The sequence below is a fragment of the Ensifer sp. B1-9 genome, assembly GCF_050474445.1.
Classification (GTDB): domain Bacteria; phylum Pseudomonadota; class Alphaproteobacteria; order Rhizobiales; family Rhizobiaceae; genus Ensifer.
In genome coordinates, this window is the sequence record NZ_JBCHVG010000012.1 from 1 (window position 1) to 17208 (window position 17208).

General features: G+C 63.6%; 14 protein-coding genes. 8 read left to right on the plus strand and 6 right to left on the minus strand.

The annotated features are described in order from the left end of the window. On the minus strand, window positions 1–1160 hold a 1160-nt coding region (locus ACQ5BM_RS22125; RefSeq protein WP_429815969.1), incomplete at its 3' end, for a glycine C-acetyltransferase. Between the two features lie 330 nt (window positions 1161–1490). Here ACQ5BM_RS22125 and ACQ5BM_RS22130 point away from each other — a divergent pair. Further along, window positions 1491–1781, plus strand: a complete 291-nt coding sequence (locus tag ACQ5BM_RS22130) for a GIY-YIG nuclease family protein (protein WP_429815972.1) — start codon at window positions 1491–1493, stop codon at window positions 1779–1781. A 214-nt stretch (window positions 1782–1995) separates the two neighbouring features. Here ACQ5BM_RS22130 and recQ read toward each other — a convergent pair whose 3' ends face one another. Continuing rightward, a complete protein-coding gene (recQ, locus tag ACQ5BM_RS22135; RefSeq protein ID WP_429815975.1) occupies window positions 1996–3873 on the minus strand; it encodes a DNA helicase RecQ in 1878 nt (625 codons plus the stop codon). 202 nt (window positions 3874–4075) lie between these two features. Here recQ and ACQ5BM_RS22140 point away from each other — a divergent pair, with 202 nt between their 5' ends. After that, window positions 4076–4915: a glycosyl transferase gene (locus ACQ5BM_RS22140; RefSeq protein WP_429815978.1), complete on the plus strand. Its 840-nt coding sequence runs from the start codon at window positions 4076–4078 to the stop codon at window positions 4913–4915. A 55-nt stretch (window positions 4916–4970) separates the two neighbouring features. Here the strand turns inward: ACQ5BM_RS22140 and dnaG are convergent, their stop codons facing one another. Both dnaG and ACQ5BM_RS22150 read right to left on the minus strand, forming a co-directional pair. After that, complete coding sequence (dnaG, locus tag ACQ5BM_RS22145) at window positions 4971–6983, minus strand: DNA primase (RefSeq protein WP_429815981.1); 2013 nt, start codon at window positions 6981–6983, stop codon at window positions 4971–4973. Between the two features lie 336 nt (window positions 6984–7319). Then, on the minus strand, window positions 7320–7769 hold the full coding sequence (locus ACQ5BM_RS22150) for a GatB/YqeY domain-containing protein (RefSeq protein WP_429815984.1): 450 nt from the start codon (window positions 7767–7769) through the stop codon (window positions 7320–7322). Between the two features lie 327 nt (window positions 7770–8096). Between ACQ5BM_RS22150 and carA the strand changes: the two genes are divergently transcribed. Together carA and ACQ5BM_RS22160 are read left to right on the plus strand one after the other, a co-directional pair. Then, window positions 8097–9302, plus strand: a complete 1206-nt coding sequence (carA, locus tag ACQ5BM_RS22155) for a glutamine-hydrolyzing carbamoyl-phosphate synthase small subunit (RefSeq protein ID WP_429815987.1) — start codon at window positions 8097–8099, stop codon at window positions 9300–9302. A 136-nt stretch (window positions 9303–9438) separates the two neighbouring features. Next, window positions 9439–10077 (plus strand): glutathione S-transferase family protein, encoded by a 639-nt coding sequence (locus ACQ5BM_RS22160; protein ID WP_429815990.1) that lies wholly within the window; start codon window positions 9439–9441, stop codon window positions 10075–10077. 30 nt (window positions 10078–10107) lie between these two features. On the opposite strand, the gene ACQ5BM_RS22165 is transcribed toward ACQ5BM_RS22160, so the two are convergent. Next, complete coding sequence (locus ACQ5BM_RS22165) at window positions 10108–10995, minus strand: LysR substrate-binding domain-containing protein (RefSeq protein ID WP_429816638.1); 888 nt, start codon at window positions 10993–10995, stop codon at window positions 10108–10110. 255 nt (window positions 10996–11250) lie between these two features. After that, the gene (locus ACQ5BM_RS22170; RefSeq protein ID WP_429815993.1) at window positions 11251–12453 is read right to left on the minus strand and encodes a pyridoxal phosphate-dependent aminotransferase; all 1203 of its coding nucleotides are present in this window, start codon (window positions 12451–12453) and stop codon (window positions 11251–11253) included. 164 nt (window positions 12454–12617) lie between these two features. On the opposite strand from ACQ5BM_RS22170, the gene ACQ5BM_RS22175 reads away from it, so the two are divergent. The 4 genes from ACQ5BM_RS22175 (at window position 12618) to ACQ5BM_RS22190 (ending at window position 17197) form a co-directional block, all read left to right on the plus strand. Then, entirely contained in the window at window positions 12618–12944 is a 327-nt protein-coding gene (locus ACQ5BM_RS22175) for a hypothetical protein (RefSeq protein ID WP_429815996.1), read from the plus strand. Next, complete coding sequence (locus tag ACQ5BM_RS22180) at window positions 12914–15268, plus strand: marine proteobacterial sortase target protein (RefSeq protein WP_429815999.1); 2355 nt, start codon at window positions 12914–12916, stop codon at window positions 15266–15268. The genes ACQ5BM_RS22175 and ACQ5BM_RS22180 overlap by 31 nt, the downstream gene beginning before the upstream one ends. Continuing rightward, complete coding sequence (locus ACQ5BM_RS22185; RefSeq protein WP_429816001.1) at window positions 15225–15926, plus strand: class GN sortase; 702 nt, start codon at window positions 15225–15227, stop codon at window positions 15924–15926. Before ACQ5BM_RS22180 ends, ACQ5BM_RS22185 begins: the two co-directional genes overlap by 44 nt. Window positions 15927–16009: 83 nt before the next feature. Further along, window positions 16010–17197, plus strand: a complete 1188-nt coding sequence (locus ACQ5BM_RS22190; protein WP_429816004.1) for a PQQ-dependent sugar dehydrogenase — start codon at window positions 16010–16012, stop codon at window positions 17195–17197. Window positions 17198–17208 lie beyond the last annotated feature (11 nt).

A 17208-nucleotide genomic window follows, 5' to 3' on the forward strand; every position in this document is an offset into this window, starting at 1 on the left:
TCTTCGAAGGCGGCGATCGCCCGGCGCACGTCGTTGTCGCTGTGCGCCGCCGACATCTGCGTGCGGATGCGCGCCTGCCCCTTCGGCACCACCGGGAAGGAGAAGCCGATGACATAGACGCCCTTCTTGAGCATGCGCGCCGCCATCTCCTGGGCGAGCGCCGCATCGCCGAGCATGACCGGGATGATCGGATGCCCCTCGCCGGCAAGCGTGAAGCCGAGTTTCGACATCTCGGTGCGAAACAGCGCCGCATTGGCATAGAGCCGCGCGCGCAAGCCAGCGCCGTTCTCGATCAGGTCGAAGACCTTGAGCGAGGCCGCAGCGATCACCGGCGCCAGCGTGTTGGAGAACAGATAGGGGCGCGAACGCTGCCTGAGCCACTCGACCACCTCGGCCTTGGCCGCGGTATAGCCGCCGGAGGCGCCGCCGAGCGCCTTGCCGAGCGTGCCGGTGATGATGTCGATCCGGCCCTCGACGCCGCAGTGCTCGGCCGAGCCGCGGCCATTCCTGCCGACGAAACCGACCGCGTGGCTGTCATCGACCATGACCATGGCGCCGTATTTGTCGGCGAGGTCGCAGACCCCTTTGAGATTGGCGATGATGCCGTCCATCGAGAACACGCCGTCGGTGGCGATCAGCTTGAAACGGCTGCCCTCGGCCTTCTTCAGTTCCTCCTCCAGCGCCGCCATGTCGTTGTTGGCATAGCGGAAGCGCTTGGCCTTGGAGAGGCGCACGCCGTCGATGATCGAGGCATGGTTGAGCGCATCGGAGATGATCGCGTCCTCCTCGCCAAGCAGCGTCTCGAACAGGCCGCCATTGGCATCGAAGCAGGAGGAATAGAGGATCGTGTCTTCCATGCCGAGGAACGACGAGATGCGGGCTTCCAGCTGCTTGTGCTCCTCCTGCGTGCCGCAGATGAAGCGCACCGACGCCATGCCGTAGCCGTAGCGGTCGAGCGCCGTCTTGCCGGCCTCCGCCAGCGCCTCGTTGTCGGCAAGGCCGAGATAGTTGTTGGCGCAGAAGTTGAGCACCCGGTCGCCCGAGGCGACCGCGATCTCGCCCGCCTGCTTCGAGGTGATGACGCGCTCGGACTTGTAGAGCCCGGCCGTCTTCAGGCCCTCGAGTTCTAAACGAAGATGAGACAGAAAGGCTGAAGTCATGGCCGCTCTCGCTGTAAAAGAACATCGCGTGCCTGACGAGTACCATGACGGCTGGTGACTTGCAGCAAAATCCCACGCCCTTAGGGATCGAGCGCGAAAACGACAGAGCATTTCACGGCGGCATGGCGAGGCGGACATATTGTGTCGCAAGCATTGAAGCAAGCGACGCTTTCTTTCCGATGGCGACAGCCATGTCTGCCTCCCTCGCGCCGCCGACGCGGCGTTGCTGGATTCCTGTGACAAGCACAGGAATGAGGGCGGAGTTTGAGCCCTCCCTAGAGTTGCCAACTTTCGCTTGAACCGTTTGCGGAGATTGACAATCTTTGCGAGATGAAGGGTTACGTCTACATCCTTGCATCAAAGCGAAACGGCACGCTCTACATAGGCGTAACGCGGAATCTTCCGAGCCGGCTATACGAGCATCAAAACGAGCTTACGCCGGGGTTTACATCCAAATACGGTGTGAAAACCCTTGTCTGGTTTGAAGAGTTCGATCTGCTGACGACGGCAATCACGCGCGAAAAGACAATGAAAAAGTGGCCGCGCAAATGGAAAGTGAACCTGATCGAAGCGACCAATCCGGAATGGCTGGACATTTCGCACTATCTCCACGCGTTGTAAGTCTTCTCTCGATCTGCGGCGCAGACGGCGCGGCCCTCTTGTGAGTGGTCGCACGCGGTCGCTGATCCCCTCCTCCCTCATTCCTGTGCTTGTCACAGGAATCCAGCCGCGCCGCGTCGGCGGCGCGAGAGACCATCAAATACGAAACCGCAGTCGCTTCAACCGCTTGCGATCCGGAAGCCGCGCGACGGGACGATCGTGAACGCGACTGCCCTCACCCGTCGAGATAGCCGTCGATGACCGCGAGGAATGCCTCGCCGTAGCGTTCGCGTTTGCTTTCGCCGATGCCGGGGATGTCAAGCAGTTCGTCGAAATCCCGCGGGCGCTCCTTGGCGAGTGCGATGAGCGTCGCGTCGGGGAAGACGACATAAGGTGGGACGTTCAGGTCCTTGGCGATCGAGAAGCGCTCGGCGCGCAGCAGTTCGAACAGTTCGAGATCGGAGCCGGCGAGATCGGCGCGCTCGCGCTGCGAGCCCGACTTTGCGCCCCGCGCGGCCTTGCCGGAGGTCGGACGGTCCTTGCGGAAAAACACCTGACGCTCGCGCTTGAAGACGGCGCGCGCCTCCGGTTCCAGCTTCATCGCGCCGAAGGCCGTGTGATCGACGCTGATCAGCCCGGTCGCCAGCAACTGCCGGAAGACCGATTGCCAGGTGCGGGCGGGAAGATCCTTGCCGGCGCCGAAGACCGGCATATCGACATGGCCGAAGCGCTCGGTCTTCTCGTTGACCGTCCCCATCAGCACATCGATCACATGGCCGGTGCCGAAGCGCTCGCCGGTGCGATAGACCGCCGCCAGCGCCTTGATCGCGGCTTCCGTTCCGTCCCAGGTCTCGACCGGCTTCAGGCAGGTGTCGCAATGGCCGCAGCGCCCGGGATGAGCTTCGCCGAAATGCGCGAGGATCGCCTGGCGGCGGCAGCCGGCGGTCTCGCAGATCGCGAGCAGCGCATTGAGCTTGCCGCGCTCGATGCGCTTGATGTCGTCTGCCGCCCCGCCCTCGTCGATCATGCGGCAGCGTTGCAATACATCGGCCATGCCATAGGCCATCCAGACCTCCGACGGCTGGCCGTCGCGGCCGGCGCGCCCGGTCTCCTGGTAATAGGCCTCCACCGATCCCGGCAGATCGAGATGGGCGACATAGCGCACGTCGGGCTTGTCGATGCCCATGCCGAAGGCGACGGTCGCAACAAGGCAGAGGCTCTCCTCTTTCAGAAACGCGTCCTGATGCTTGTCCCTGAGCGTCCGATCCATACCGGCATGATAGGGCAGCGCCCGGATACCCTGCGCGTTCAGCCACTCGGCCGTATCCTCGACCTTCGCCCGCGACAGGCAATAGACGATGCCGGACGAACCTTTGAAGCGCGAAAGGAAGCGCAGCAATTGCTGGCGCGGCTGATCGCGCTCGACGATTTCATAGGCGATGTTCGGCCGGTCGAAACTGGTGGTGAAGACCTTGGCGTTGGTCAGCGCCAGCCGGTCGACAATGTCGTCCCGCGTGTGCGGATCGGCAGTCGCCGTCAGGGCAATACGCGGCACGCCGGGATAACGCTCCGCCAGCAACCCGAGCGCGCGGTATTCCGGACGAAAATCATGGCCCCATTGCGAAACGCAATGGGCCTCGTCGATGGCGAACAGCGCGATGCGGGCATCGCCGAGGAGATCGGTGAAGCCGTCGGTGACGATCCGCTCCGGCGTCACATAGAGAAGGTCGAGCGTGCCGTCATAGACCTGCCGCCGCACGGCGATCGCTTCCTCGCGGGTCAGCGACGAATTGAGGGCCGCGGCATTGACGCCGAGCTGCCTCAGCGCCTCCACCTGATCGCGCATCAGCGCAATCAAGGGCGAAACGACGATGCCGAGCCCGGGACGGCAGAGCGCCGGGATCTGGAAGCAGAGCGATTTTCCGGCTCCAGTCGGAAAGAGAACGACGGCATCGCCGCCGCCGGTCACATGCTCGACCACTTCCTGCTGTTTGCCGCGAAAGGCGGAATAACCATAGACGCGCTTCAGCACATCGAGCGGCGCCGGGCCGGCGTCGTCGAAGAGATGGCTGGCAGCGCTTGCGGCGCGCTTCGCCCTTTCGACAAACTCCATCACGTCTCCTTCACGGGAATCACTGTCTGCAATCATCGCAAGATGCGACCGCAATGCCATAGCCGTCAGGGCAAATGAAGAGAACGCCGTAATAATCCCGCGCGATCAGCAAGCTTCCCAAGGTCGGGGATTGAGCCTTTTGCCAGCTTGACCTTGACAACGCACCGGTACTTTAGTGGCTCGCAAAAATCAGGAAGTCATCATGGCGAACATTTTAGCGGCGAGCGGCGGCGTCAAGCAGATCATCTGCATCAACTGGGGTACGAAGTACGGCGCCCCGTTCATCAACCGGCTATATGCCATGGTGGCGCGCAACATCACCCCGCCCTTCACCTTCACCTGTTTCACCGACAGTTTCGAAGGGTTGCGCCCGGAAATTCTCTGCGAGGACCTGCCGCCGCTCAACATCGCGGACATGCCCACGAACACGCCGGGCATCTGGCAGAAGTCGCGGCTCTGGGGGCCGAAGCTCGGCAATCTCAAAGGCCCGGTTCTCTTTCTCGACCTCGACCTCGTCATTGTCGGATCGCTCGATTCCTTCTTCGAACTCGGCGAACCCGATGATGTGATTCTTGCCAGAAACCAGACGACACCCTTCGAGCGGCTCGGGCAGACCTCGCTGTTCCGCTTCCCCGTGGGCAAACTCGTGCCCCTGCAGCAGAAATTTGGCGCCAATCCCCAGGCGATTGCCGACGAATACCGTTTCGAGCAGCGTTTCGTCACGCGCAATGCACCCGGTGGCGTAAAGCTTTTTCCAAGGCGCTGGGTCCTGCATTTTCGGCAGGACTGTCATTGGACCTTCCCGCTCAATTACTTCTTCGCACCCCGCCTCCCGTCCGATGCGCGCGTGGTGCTTTTCCCGCGCAGCCTGCTGCCGCAACATGCGATCGATGGGCAATATGGCTATCGCGGCCGCATCGACACGCCGCTTGGACATATCCGCCGCCTGTTCAACGGCGACCGCCGCGAGAAGAATCCGTTCCGCTACCTGCGCCACTATATCCGCCCTGCTCCCTGGGTAGCCGAACATTGGCGCGAATAGTCGGAATTCCGTTAAGATCGGATCGGGCTTTGGCGGGGCGGCGCAGCTTTTTGGGTTAGCGTGCCGCCGGCCCCTTCACGCGGCCGGAAAGCACTCCGAAACCCTCGATGATCGCTTCCTGGTTTTCAAGTCGCGTCACTTCGAGCTGCACTTCCTGAAGCGTGCGCAGCAGTTGCGGCACCGCCTCGAGGTCGCCCTCCTCGGTCGCATGCGCAAGCTCGCGCTCCAGTTCACGTCGCTGCCAGTGCAGCGCCTTGGACCGCTGGTGCAAGGCCAGGGCCTGCAGATAGCCTTCGCGGGCATCCTCGGGTGCGGCCGCCGTCGTCGCGGTCCAGAGCCGCGCATAGCGGATCTGCTGGTCGATCGCGCCGATCAGCGGACCAAAGCCTTCCGCCTCCAATTGCTCGATCAGGCCTTCGCGCGTCAGGCGCGGCCCGTGCGCGGCGGCAGCATTCAGCACCGCCGCCCAGCAGCGTTGCAGATCGCGATGGTCGAACTCGATCGTCGAGATCTCGTCATACTCGTCGAACAGCAATTGCGGGTGGTTGACGATGGTGAGCGCCAGCACGCTTTCGCGCAGCAACGGCGCAATCTGCTGCCCGCTGACGAGCGAAGACCGCGCCAGCCGATCGGAAATCGCCGTGGGTCCGGCCGCATTCGGTCCCCTCGCCCCGCCGGCGCCTCGTGGTCCGCCGCCTTGGCGGCCGCCACGCTCGAAGGGACGCCGCTCGCCCCGCCCCGCCCCTGACGATTGCAGGAAAGCGTTCAGACGGTCCCGCATGTCCTGGCCATAGTGGCGGCGCACGCTTTCGTCGGCGATGACGGCAGTCACCTGCTTCAACCGCGCTTCGAGCTCGGCGCGCTTTTCCGGCGTGTCGAAAGAGCCGCCCTGGATCTCGCGCTGCCAGACCATGTCGGCAAGGGATCGTGCATTGGCGAGCACCTTGTCGAAGGGCGCCCGGCCCTCGTGGCGCACCAGATCGTCGGGGTCCTTGCCATCGGGCAGCATGGCGAAACGCACCGAGCGGCCGGGCTTCAGATGCGGCAGCGCCAGGTCGACGCCGCGGTTGGCGGCGCGGATGCCGGCGCCATCGCCGTCGAAGCACAGCACCGGCTGCGACGTCATCTTCCAGAGCAGGTCGAGCTGGTTTTCGGTCAAGGCCGTGCCGAGCGGCGCGACCGCGTTCTCGACGCCCGCCTGATGCAGCGCGATCACGTCCATATAGCCTTCGACCGCGATGATCGTTCCGGCAGCATCGTCCGGCCCGGCATCACCCACGCGGGAAGCGCCTTGCGCCGCGCGGCGGGCGCGGGCGAAATTGTAGAGCACATTGCCCTTGTGGAAGAGCTCGGTCTCGTTCGAGTTCAAATATTTCGCCGGCGCATCCGGCGACATGGCGCGGCCGCCGAAGGCGATGACCTTCTCGCGGGACGACAGGATCGGAAACATGATGCGGTCGCGGAAACGATCGTAGGAAACGGGCACGTCAGGTCCGTGCACCACGAGGCCGCAAGCCTCGATCTGCTCCTTGCCGATGCCCTTGCCGGCGAGAAATTCCTTGAGCGCATTGCGGCTATCGGGCGCATAGCCCAGGCGAAAGGTCTCGATCGTGCGGCCGGTCAACCCGCGCTCGCGCAGATAGGCGCGCGCCTTGGCGCCGTTGGCGGTCTGGAGCTGGTCCTCGAAAAACTGCGTCGCCAGTTCCATGACGTCGAGAAGGCTGGTGCGCTCCTTCTCCCGTCGTTCGGCCTGCGGATCGGGTTGCGGCATCGCAACGCCCGCCATGTCGGCGATCTGCTGCACGGCTTCCGGGAAGCTCAAGCCTTCGAGGTCGGTGAGGAAGCGAAAATGGTCGCCAGAAACGCCGCAGCCGAAACAATGGTAGCGGCCCTTGCGGTCCTCGCAGTGAAAGCTCGGCGATTTCTCCCCGTGAAAAGGGCAGCAGGCCCAATAGTCGCCGCGCGAAACATTGGTCTTGCGCCGGTCCCAGGTGACGCGCTTGGCGATCACGTCCGAAATCGGCACGCGATCGCGTATCTCGTCAAGGAAGGACTGTGAAAAGCGCATCAATACCTCTGGATCGCAGCGAGCCTGGTGCGATCCAGGTTCATCGCGATGGATTGCGGAAGCGGACGGGTCGCAGACAAGGCATCCTACGCTCGCCCACGCGCGATCGCCCATATAAGCAGCATGACGCGAGGAAGCCATCGCTTCCACCCGCCTTTCACGCAATTCACAGATCAAGCGATCGCCGACGACGGCGAGAAAGCGTGCCCGCCTCTTTCGAGACGGGCCTGCTGCATGTTTCCTTTAATCGTAGCCGGTTAAAGGACAAAGACATGCAGCAATTCAAAGTGCTACAGCGACCTTTGCGCGTCTGATAAGACGCGCGGCGCTGTAGGATTACTTCAGCAGTTCCTTCACCAGACCGGAAGCCTTGGCGAAGTCCATCTGGCCGGGATAACGCTCCTTGAGCACGTTCATGCACTTGCCCATATCGCGCAGGCCCTGCGCACCGGTTTCCTGGATGACCGCGGTGCAAAGCTCGCGAACCTCCTCTTCCGACAATTGGGCCGGAAGGAACTGGTTGATGATGCCGATTTCCTGGCGCTCCTGCTCGGCAAGCTCCGGCCGGCCGCCCTCGTCGTAGATGCGGGCCGACTCCTCGCGCTGCTTGATCATCTTGGCGAGGATCTGCAGGATTTCGTCATCGCTGACCGGGTCCTTGCCCTGGCCGCGATTGGCGATGTCCCGGTCCTTGATCGCCGCCTGGATCAGCCGCACGGTCGAGGTACGCCGTGCGTCCTTGGCTTTCAGGGCTTCCTTCAGTGCGTCAGCGAACTGGTCGCGCATGTTCATACTCCATGTCGAAACCGGCCCGCGGTGCTCTGCCCGGAACCGGTTCGAAACCATCATTGTTATCGTCGTCTTAAACCAGTGTGACAGGCGCAATCAAACGGAATACGCAACCGATTGAATTATAAGGAATTTTATTTCCTGACAATTCACTGCGGCCGGTTGACCCGGATAAGCGCTTTGGGTATTTTCCCGCACCTGCACAACATCGGCATGAGAGCACTTTCCGCGGGGTTTCCGCGCGTCCATGCCTGAGCACATGAAATGGCGATCGACCGCCGGGCTTTCAAGTCCCGCGCTTCACGCCGCAACGGGATAGGAACGATGACCGCGACACCCGCATGGACCACTGAAAAACCAACCGCACTGCTCGTTCTGGCCGACGGCACCGTGATCGAAGGCAAGGGCATCGGCGCGACCGGCAAGGTGCAGGCGGAAGTCTGCTTCAACACCGCACTGACCGGCTACCAGGAAATCCTGACGGACCCTTCCTATCTCGGCCAGATCGTCACCTTCACCTTCCCGCATATCGGCAACATCGGCGCCAATGACGAGGATATCGAGGACCTGACGCCGGCAGCCCGTCATGGCGCGGTCGGCGTCATCTTCAAGGCCGATATCACCGAGCCGTCCAACTACCGCGCCGCCAAGCACCTCGACGCCTGGCTGAAGGCGCGCGGCATCATCGGCCTCTGCGGCATCGACACCCGCGCGCTCACCGCCTGGATCCGCGAGAACGGCATGCCGAACGCCGTCATCGCCCACGACCCCGCAGGTGTCTTCGACATCGAAACGCTGAAGGCCGAAGCCAAGGCCTGGAGCGGCCTCGAAGGCCTCGACCTCGCCAAGGTCGCAACCTCGGGCCAGTCCTCGCGCTGGGACGAGAAGCCCTGGGTCTGGAACGAAGGCTATTCGACGCTCGGCGAAACCGATGCGGCCTACCACATCGTCGCGCTCGACTACGGCGTGAAGCGCAACATCCTGCGCCTATTCGCCGGCCTCGACGCCCGCGTCACCGTCATGCCGGCCTCGACCAGCGCCAATGACGTGCTGGCGCAGAAGCCGGACGGCATCTTCCTTTCCAACGGCCCGGGCGACCCGGCAGCAACTGGCGAATACGCCGTGCCGGTCATCCAGGACCTGCTGAAGACCGATATCCCGGTCTTCGGCATCTGCCTCGGCCACCAGATGCTGGCGCTCGCCCTCGGCGGCAAGACCGAAAAGATGCACCAGGGCCACCACGGCGCCAATCACCCGGTCAAGGACCACACGACAGGCAAGGTCGAGATCGTCTCGATGAACCACGGCTTCGCGGTGGATTCGAAGTCGCTGCCGGAAGGCGTTGAAGAGACTCACATTTCGCTCTTCGACGGCACGAATTGCGGCCTGCGCGTCGCCGGCAAGCCGGTCTTCTCCGTCCAGCATCACCCGGAAGCCTCGCCCGGTCCGCAGGACAGCCACTATCTCTTCCGCCGCTTCATGAACCTGGTGCGCGAGAAGAAGGGCGAACCGGCACTTGCCGAGCGCTGACGGAACCCGACAAAAGCGGTAGGGCCGCGTCCCTGCCGCCCCAGAATCAAACCCCTCTTGGCACTTGCCGGGAGGGGTTTTTTATGTCCGACATACCAGCGCGTACCGCAGAACCATTGCTGGAAGGGAGCAGGTCATGGCCAATCCCGTTGTGTTCGGCGCCGACTACAGCGTCTATGTCAGAACCGTTCGCCTGACACTCGAGGAAAAGGGCGTCGGCTATCGGCTGGTGCCCGTCGACGTCTTTGCCGCGGGCGGTCCTCCACGCGACTATCTTGAACGGCAGCCGTTCGGTCGCATTCCCGCCTTCGAACATGACGGCTTCAGGCTCTATGAGACGAGCGCGATCATTCGCTACGTCGACGAAGCCTTCGAGGGGCCGGCGCTCCAGGCTACGGATTTGCGGCAAAGGGCCCGCGGCAACCAGATCATCAGCATGATGGACGCCTATGGCTACCCGGTCATGGTGTGGGGCATCTACGTCGAGCGGATATCGAAACCCGCTGAAGGCGGCCTGACCGACGAAGCGCGCGTCAGAGAAAACCTCACAAAGGCCGCCACCCTGCTCAAGGCATTGAGCGACCTCATGCAGGACGCGCCCTGGCTTACGGGTGATCGGCTGACCTTGACCGATCTGCACACGGCTTCCGTGTTCGCCTATTTCCTCCTGACCCCGGAGGGCCAGACGCTCATCAAGGACCATCCCAATCTGGTGGATTGGTGGTCCCGAATATCCGAACGGCAGAGCGTGCTGGCCACGCGCCCCACGGCCTGACGGTTCGGTCAGCCGTTTCCTGGACGGGGATCACTCGCCGAGGCGCTCGGCGATGAAATCGACGACCGTGCGGACCGAGGGAAGCTGGCCGCGCCGGTGCGGCATCAAGAGCGTCGTCGTCACCAGCCCCGCCTGCCAATCGGGCAGCACCCGCACGAGGCTGCCATTGTCGATTTCGGCGCGGCACAGTTTGCGCGGCAGGGCGGTGATGCCGAGGCCTGAGAGCGCCGCCTCGAGGAGAACGCGGGACTCGTCGGCGACAAAACGCGGCTTCGGGCGAACGGAGGCGGCAACGCCATCCTGATTGTGAAGCCTCCAGCCGTCGCTTGCGAGCGACGTCAGCAGGCCATCATGGTCGTCGAGATCGCCGGGCTGGAGTGACGTGCCGCGCCGGGCAAGATAATCGGGCGCGGCAACCAGCCAGATGACCTCCGTTGCCACCCGCCGCTGGACGAGACCGGAATCGGGCAAGGGCGCGAAATGATCGCGCACCGCGATATCGAAGCCTTCCTGGATGAGGTCGACGAAGCGGTCGGTCGCGTGCAGCACCACCCGCATCTTGGGATAGGCCAGTGCCAGTTGCGGCAGCAGCCCGGCCAATGTCATTTGCGCCGTCGGCACCGAGGCGGTGATACGCACCGTGCCGCTCGGTTCCGCAAGCCTGCCCTTGACGACCGCCTCCGCCGCTTCCGCTTCGATCAGCATCGCCGCAGCGTGCCGATAGAAGTCCTCGCCGATCTCGGTCACGGTAAAACGCCTGGACGTGCGGTTGATGAGGCGTACGCCGAGCCTCTTTTCAAGCTCCCCCACGCGCTTGCTGAGCGTCGACTTCGGCACGTTGAGGACACGCGCCGCCGGCGCAAAGCCCTTGTGGTCGACGACATGGGCGAAGATGATGAAGTCGTTGAGATTGCGCATCATGGCTCGCCTCCTGTCCATAGGCGTGGACGATATATCCACGACAGCGCGAGATTCGCAACGTCGTCCACGAAACTTACCGGACATCGGATCGGGGCGATCTTCGAAAGAAGATCCGGCGGAAGAAGTGATTCTGTTTTCAGCGGCTTGGCCGGCCGATTTGAATCGGCTTGCTCGCGCCTTCTATCAAAGCACGAATGAAAAAGGGCCCGCCGGAGACGGCAGGCCCACTGTTTGTCTCGGCGTCGACCGAGCTTACTTGCAGGCAGCGCAGAAACGCTGGATGCGGCGGCAGGCTTCCTCAAGCTGCGCTTCCGAGGTCGCGTAGGAGATGCGGAAGTTCGGGCCGAGACCGAAGGCCGAACCATGCACGACGGCCACGCCTTCGGCTTCCAGCAGTTCGGAGACGAAGTCTTCGTCCGTCTCGATGACCTTGCCCGACGGCGCGGTCTTGCCGATCAGGCCGGCGCAGGACGGGTAGACGTAGAAGGCGCCTTCCGGCGTCGGGCACGAGATGCCCTTGGCCTGGTTCAGCATCGACACCACGAGATCGCGGCGGCCTTCGAAGATCTTCTTGTTCGCGGGGATGAAGTCCTGCGTGCCGTTCAGCGCCTCGACGGCAGCCCACTGCGCGATCGAGGTGGCGCCCGAGGTCTGCTGGCCCTGGATCATGTCCATGGCCTTGATGAGCTGCAGCGGGCCGGCAGCGTAGCCGATGCGCCAGCCGGTCATGGCGTAGGCCTTGGAAACGCCGTTCATGGTGAGCGTGCGGTCGTAGAGGCCGGGCTCGACTTCGACCGGGGTCGCGAACTTGAAGTCGCCATAGGTCAGGTGCTCGTACATGTCGTCGGTGAGCACCCAGACATGCGGATGTTTCATCAGCACGTCGGTCAGCGCCTTGAGCTCGGCATGGCTGTAGGCAGCGCCCGACGGGTTGGACGGCGAGTTGAAGATGAACCACTTGGTCTTCGGCGTAATCGCCTTTTCGAGATCCTCGGCCTTGAGCTTGAAGTTGTTTTCCTGCTTGGTCGAGACGAAGACCGGCGTGCCGCCGCACAGCGCCACCATTTCCGGATAGGAAACCCAGTAGGGTGCCGGGATGACCACTTCATCGCCCGCGTTCAGCGTCGCCATGAAGGCGTTGAAAAGAATCTGCTTTCCGCCGGTGCCGACGATTGTCTGGGCCGCCGTGTAGTCGAGGTTGTTCTCGCGCTTGAACTTCTTGGCGATGGCTTCGCGCAGTTCCGGAATGCCGGAGACCGGCGTGTACTTCGTCTCGCCGCGGTTGATCGCGTCGATCGCAGCCTTCTTGATATTGTCGGGCGTATCGAAGTCCGGCTCCCCGGCGCCAAGGCCGATCACATCGCGGCCTTTCGCTTTCAGCTCACGGGCTTTCTGCGAAACGGCGATGGTGGCGGAAGGCTTTACACGGGAAAGGGCATCGGCAAGGAAGGCCATGGGTGAAGGTCCTGATCGTTTCGAGACGAGGTGATCGCTACGGAACGTAAAAAACCAGGCTCCATAGCGGTTAGGTCTATGTCGAAAGACGCCCGGTCTTGCAAGCGCCGGAACGGCAAAAACGCCGGAAACGCGGGCAAAAAGCGTCACCATGACAAAGTTTCATGAATGCCATCAGCACGGTCGATCGCGCGCAGGCCCCGAACGAAGCTCGGTCGTGGGTCGACGGCAGCGAAAAACGGAATTATGGCGACCGTTTGATCGACCACGAAACGTATCAGCCGGAAACGGTTGTTGATCGCGATTTATTCAAAAAAATCAGCGCAATCGCACAATTTCGCAAATGCCATAATTTGGCCACGACAACTGTCGCGGAACGCCGCAATTCCGTCCTGCAAGAGCCGGTTTCCGGGCCTCTTCTTCGATCATCCGAACACATTCGCATTACGGGGGTTATGCAATGTTTCTCGACGACGAAATCGCCTCATTAAAGACCGGACGGAATGAAGCGCGCTGGGGCATGTATCTGGCGATCGCGGCGCTCGCCGCCTGCATCCTGATGCTCATCGGCCTGATGACCCAGGCTGCCGCGCAAACGCCAGACGCCAAACCCCAGCAGATGGCAGGCTATGTTCGCCCCAACGATCTGGGCACCGGCGCCCTGCTCTTTCCGTCGAAGGAACCCGGCTATTTCGTCGAGGCGCCGCGGCTGGCGACGGACGTGACGATCGACGTCAACGGCCCGATCATGCGCACCCGCGTGACCCAGCGCTTCGAGAACCCCAGCAAGGGCTGGGTCGAAGGCACCTATGTCTTTCCGCTCCCCGAGGACTCGGCCGTCGATACGCTGAAGATGCAAATCGGTGACCGCTTCATCGAGGGCCAGATCAAACCACGTCAGGAAGCCAAGGAGATTTACGAGCAGGCGAAGGCCGAGGGCAAGAAGGCGGCACTGCTGGAACAGCAGCGCCCGAACATCTTCACCAACCAGGTCGCCAATATCGGCCCCGGCGAAACGGTCGTCGTGCAGATCGAGTATCAGAGCGCGGTCCGCCAATCGAACGGGCTTTATTCCCTCCGCTTCCCGATGGTCGTGGCACCCCGCTTCAACCCGCAGCCGATCGTTCAGACCGTCGATCTCGACAGCCGCACCGGTTATGCCGTCAACGATCCGGTTCCCGATCGCGAAAAGATCGAGGCTCCGGTTCTCGATCCCAAGGAGAACGCCAAGGTCAACCCCGTCACGCTGACGGTCAATCTCAAGGCAGGCTTCCCGCTCGGCGAGGTGAAATCCGCCTACCACGACGTCGATATCGCCAACCTCGACGATCTCAGCCGCCGTGTGACGTTGAAGGGCGACAGTGTTCCAGCCGACCGCGACTTCGAGCTCACCTGGAAGGCGATCGAGGGCAAGAGCCCCTATGCCGGCCTCTTTCGTGAGACGGTGGGCAAGAAGACCTATCTGCTCTCCTTCGTGACGCCGCCGGCCGCAGCAGCCGACGCCGGCGCCAAGCCGGTCAAGCGCGAGATCGTTTTCGTCATCGACAACTCCGGCTCCATGGCCGGCCCCTCGATGGAGCAGGCCAAGGAAAGCCTGGCGCTGGCGATCTCGAGGCTGAAGCCCGAGGACCGCTTCAACGTCATCCGCTTCGACGACACGATGACCGTGCATTTCCCTGATCTCGTCGAGGCGACGCCGGACAAGCGCGAGGATGCGATCGCCTATGTCCGCGGCCTGACCGCCGACGGCGGTACGGAAATGCTGCCGGCGCTTGAAGCGGCGCTGCGCAGCCAGGGTCCGGTTCAGGCCGGCGCCCTTCGCCAGGTCGTCTTCCTGACCGATGGCGCGATCGGCAACGAGACGCAGCTCTTTGACGAGATCCAGAAGAACCGCGGCGACGCCCGTGTCTTTACCGTCGGCATCGGCTCGGCCCCGAACAGCCATTTCATGACCAAGGCCGCCGAATACGGCCGCGGCAGCTTCACGCTGATCGGTTCGGAAAACCAGGTGGCCGAGCGCATGGGCGAGCTCTTCACCAAGCTCGAAAGCCCTGCGATGACCGATATCTCCGCGAGCTTCGAGGGCGCATCGGCAAGCGACATCACGCCGAACCCGATGCCCGATCTCTACCGCGGCGAACCGGTGGTGCTGACGGCCGAACTCGACGGCGCCGCACCCGCGGGCAAGCTGCAGATTCTCGGCAAGGCCGGCGACCAGCCCTGGCGGGTCGAAATGGACATCGCCAAGGCCTCGACCGGTCAGGGTATCGCCAAGCTCTGGGCGCGTCGCAAGATCGATGATCTCGAGGCAAGCGCCGCTTCGATTGCCGATCCCGCCACGCTCGACAAGCGGATCGAGACCGTCGCACTCGCCCACCACCTTGTTTCCCGCGTCACCAGCCTCGTCGCGGTCGATGCCACGCCGTCGCGCCCGGCGGGCGAGCCGCAGGCCGAAACGAAGCTGCCGCTCAACCTTCCGGCCGGCTGGGACTTCGGCAAGGTGTTCGGCGAAAAGCCCGCCGGGAGCACCCCCGGCAAGGTTGACGAACGCGACGCCGCGATCGAAAGCCGGACCAAGCTTGCCATGGCGACGGCAGACCGGATGCTGGCGGCACCGACGGCGCGTGCAGCGGGCCTGATCGCCGAGGCCAACAATCAGGTAAACCTGCCGCAGACGGCAACGGAAGCGGACAAGCAGATCCTGATCGGCCTGATGCTGCTGGCTTTCGCTCTCCTCGCCGGCACGGCGTTCGTCTTCTGGCGCGCGCCGATTGCCGCCGTCGTGCTCGCGGGAGTGCGCCGTCGTGGCCGCTGACAATCAAAGGCCCGAGCCTCGCCCGGGCTTTCTCGCCCGCCTCTCGGCGGTCGAAACGATCGTGCTCGCGGTGATCGCCCTCATTGCCCTTGCCGGCCTGATGCTGATCGGCAAGGGCTTCTACATGAAGGCCAAGGCCGAAGTCTCCCAGGTGCTTCTGAAGCGCACCTTCGAGGCGCAACTGCACGGCAACCCGGACGGCAAGCCCTGGCCTTGGGCCGACTTCCAGACGACGGCTGAAATCACCGCGCCACGGCTCAACCGTTCGGCGATCGTGCTCGAAGGCGCGAGCGGCGAGGCGCTGGCCTTCGGCCCCGCCTGGCTGACGACGACGCCGCTGCCCGGCGACGAAGGCACCTCCGTCATCGCCGCCCACCGCGACACGCATTTCCGCTGGCTGAAGGACGTCAACCCCGGCGATCTCCTGGTGCTGACACGCAAGGATGGCCGGCGCTTCCTGTTCCGGGCCGGCGAGAGCCGCGTCGCCCGCTGGGACGAAAGCGGCATCAACGCATCGGCCACCGGACACCATCTGGCGCTCGCCACCTGCTGGCCCTTCGATGCGGTCGAACGGGGGCCGATGCGCTACATCGTCAATGCCGATCTCATTGGCGAACAACGGCCTGTGCCGCTGACGACAGGCTCGATCTCGAAATAAACCGCTTTTGATCGGATGTGACTTGAACCGCTTCGTCTCCCGCTCCAGCTTGCCTGTTGAACGAATCGGCCCGGAGAAGCGGAATGCGGCGAGCGGATGCAGAAGCGTCGAGACACTTGGGCAAGCGGCGGCGCATCCCGGCGTTCGCGGTGCTCGCCGCTCTGGCCACGATCGTCGCGCCCTCCGGCGCCCGCTCCCAGGAGGCGCGTGAATTCCCGAGCCAGCACGGCACCCTGCGGGTCGAAACCCTGGCGACCGGCCTCGAACACCCGTGGTCCGTCGAAGCGCTTCCCGGCGGCGGCCTGATCGTCAGCGAACGTCCCGGCCGGTTGAGGATCCTGCGTGATGGCAAGCTGTCGAAACCCCTGAAGGGCGTGCCCGAGGTCGCCGAACACGGCCAGGGCGGCCTGCTCGACATCGCCCTCGACCCCGGCTTCGCCGAGAACAGGACGCTCTATCTGACCTTGGCCGCCAACGGCAAGGGCGGCTATGGCACCGCCGTCGTACGGGCAAAACTGGCCGATGACGAGAGCGGCCTTGCCGACGTCAAGGAACTCTTCCGGATGAAGAAATTCACCGGCAAGGGACAGCATTTCGGTTCCCGGATCGCAATCGCAGCCGACGGCAGCCTGTTCTTCGGCATCGGCGACCGCGGCGAAGGCGATCGGGCCCAGGACCCGCGCGATCATGCCGGCGCCATCCTGCACATCAACGCCGATGGCAGCATTCCCGGATCGAACCCCTATCGCGGCGGCACCGGGGGACTGGCGGAGATCTGGTCGAAGGGCCACCGCAATCCCCAGGGCATCGCCTTCGACCCGAAGGACGGCACGCTGCTGACCGTCGAGCACGGTGCCCGCGGTGGCGACGAGATCAACAATCCGCAGGCCGGCCACAACTACGGCTGGCCGATCATCACCTACGGCAAGGACTATTCCGGCGCCGAGATTGGCGAAGGCACCGCGAAGGAAGGCCTCGATCAGCCGCTCTTCTATTGGGATCCCTCGATCGCCCCCGGTGCGCTTGCCGTCTATCGCGGCAAGATGTTTCCTGAGTGGGATGGTGACCTGCTGGTCGCCGCGCTGAAGTACCAGCTTCTCGTCCGCCTGGAGCGTGACGACAGCGGCGCCATCGGCTCCGAAGAGCGGCTGTTCGACGGCGAGTTCGGCCGCATCCGCGACGTCGTCGTCGCGCCGGACGGTGCATTGCTGATGGTGACCGACGAGGAGGACGGCGCCGTTCTGCGCGTCTCCAAGGGCGCGACGCAGTAGGAATTCAGGCC

Coding starts and splice junctions, on each gene's coding strand:
- ACQ5BM_RS22130 (WP_429815972.1), top strand. CDS start 1,491: ATGAAGGGTTACGTCTACATCCTTGCATCAAAGCGAAACGGCACGCTC.
- recQ (WP_429815975.1), bottom strand. CDS start 3,873: ATGGAGTTTGTCGAAAGGGCGAAGCGCGCCGCAAGCGCTGCCAGCCAT.
- ACQ5BM_RS22140 (WP_429815978.1), top strand. CDS start 4,076: ATGGCGAACATTTTAGCGGCGAGCGGCGGCGTCAAGCAGATCATCTGC.
- dnaG (WP_429815981.1), bottom strand. CDS start 6,983: ATGCGCTTTTCACAGTCCTTCCTTGACGAGATACGCGATCGCGTGCCG.
- ACQ5BM_RS22150 (WP_429815984.1), bottom strand. CDS start 7,769: ATGCGCGACCAGTTCGCTGACGCACTGAAGGAAGCCCTGAAAGCCAAG.
- carA (WP_429815987.1), top strand. CDS start 8,097: ATGACCGCGACACCCGCATGGACCACTGAAAAACCAACCGCACTGCTC.
- ACQ5BM_RS22160 (WP_429815990.1), top strand. CDS start 9,439: ATGGCCAATCCCGTTGTGTTCGGCGCCGACTACAGCGTCTATGTCAGA.
- ACQ5BM_RS22165 (WP_429816638.1), bottom strand. CDS start 10,995: ATGCGCAATCTCAACGACTTCATCATCTTCGCCCATGTCGTCGACCAC.
- ACQ5BM_RS22170 (WP_429815993.1), bottom strand. CDS start 12,453: ATGGCCTTCCTTGCCGATGCCCTTTCCCGTGTAAAGCCTTCCGCCACC.
- ACQ5BM_RS22175 (WP_429815996.1), top strand. CDS start 12,618: ATGAATGCCATCAGCACGGTCGATCGCGCGCAGGCCCCGAACGAAGCT.
- ACQ5BM_RS22180 (WP_429815999.1), top strand. CDS start 12,914: ATGTTTCTCGACGACGAAATCGCCTCATTAAAGACCGGACGGAATGAA.
- ACQ5BM_RS22190 (WP_429816004.1), top strand. CDS start 16,010: ATGCGGCGAGCGGATGCAGAAGCGTCGAGACACTTGGGCAAGCGGCGG.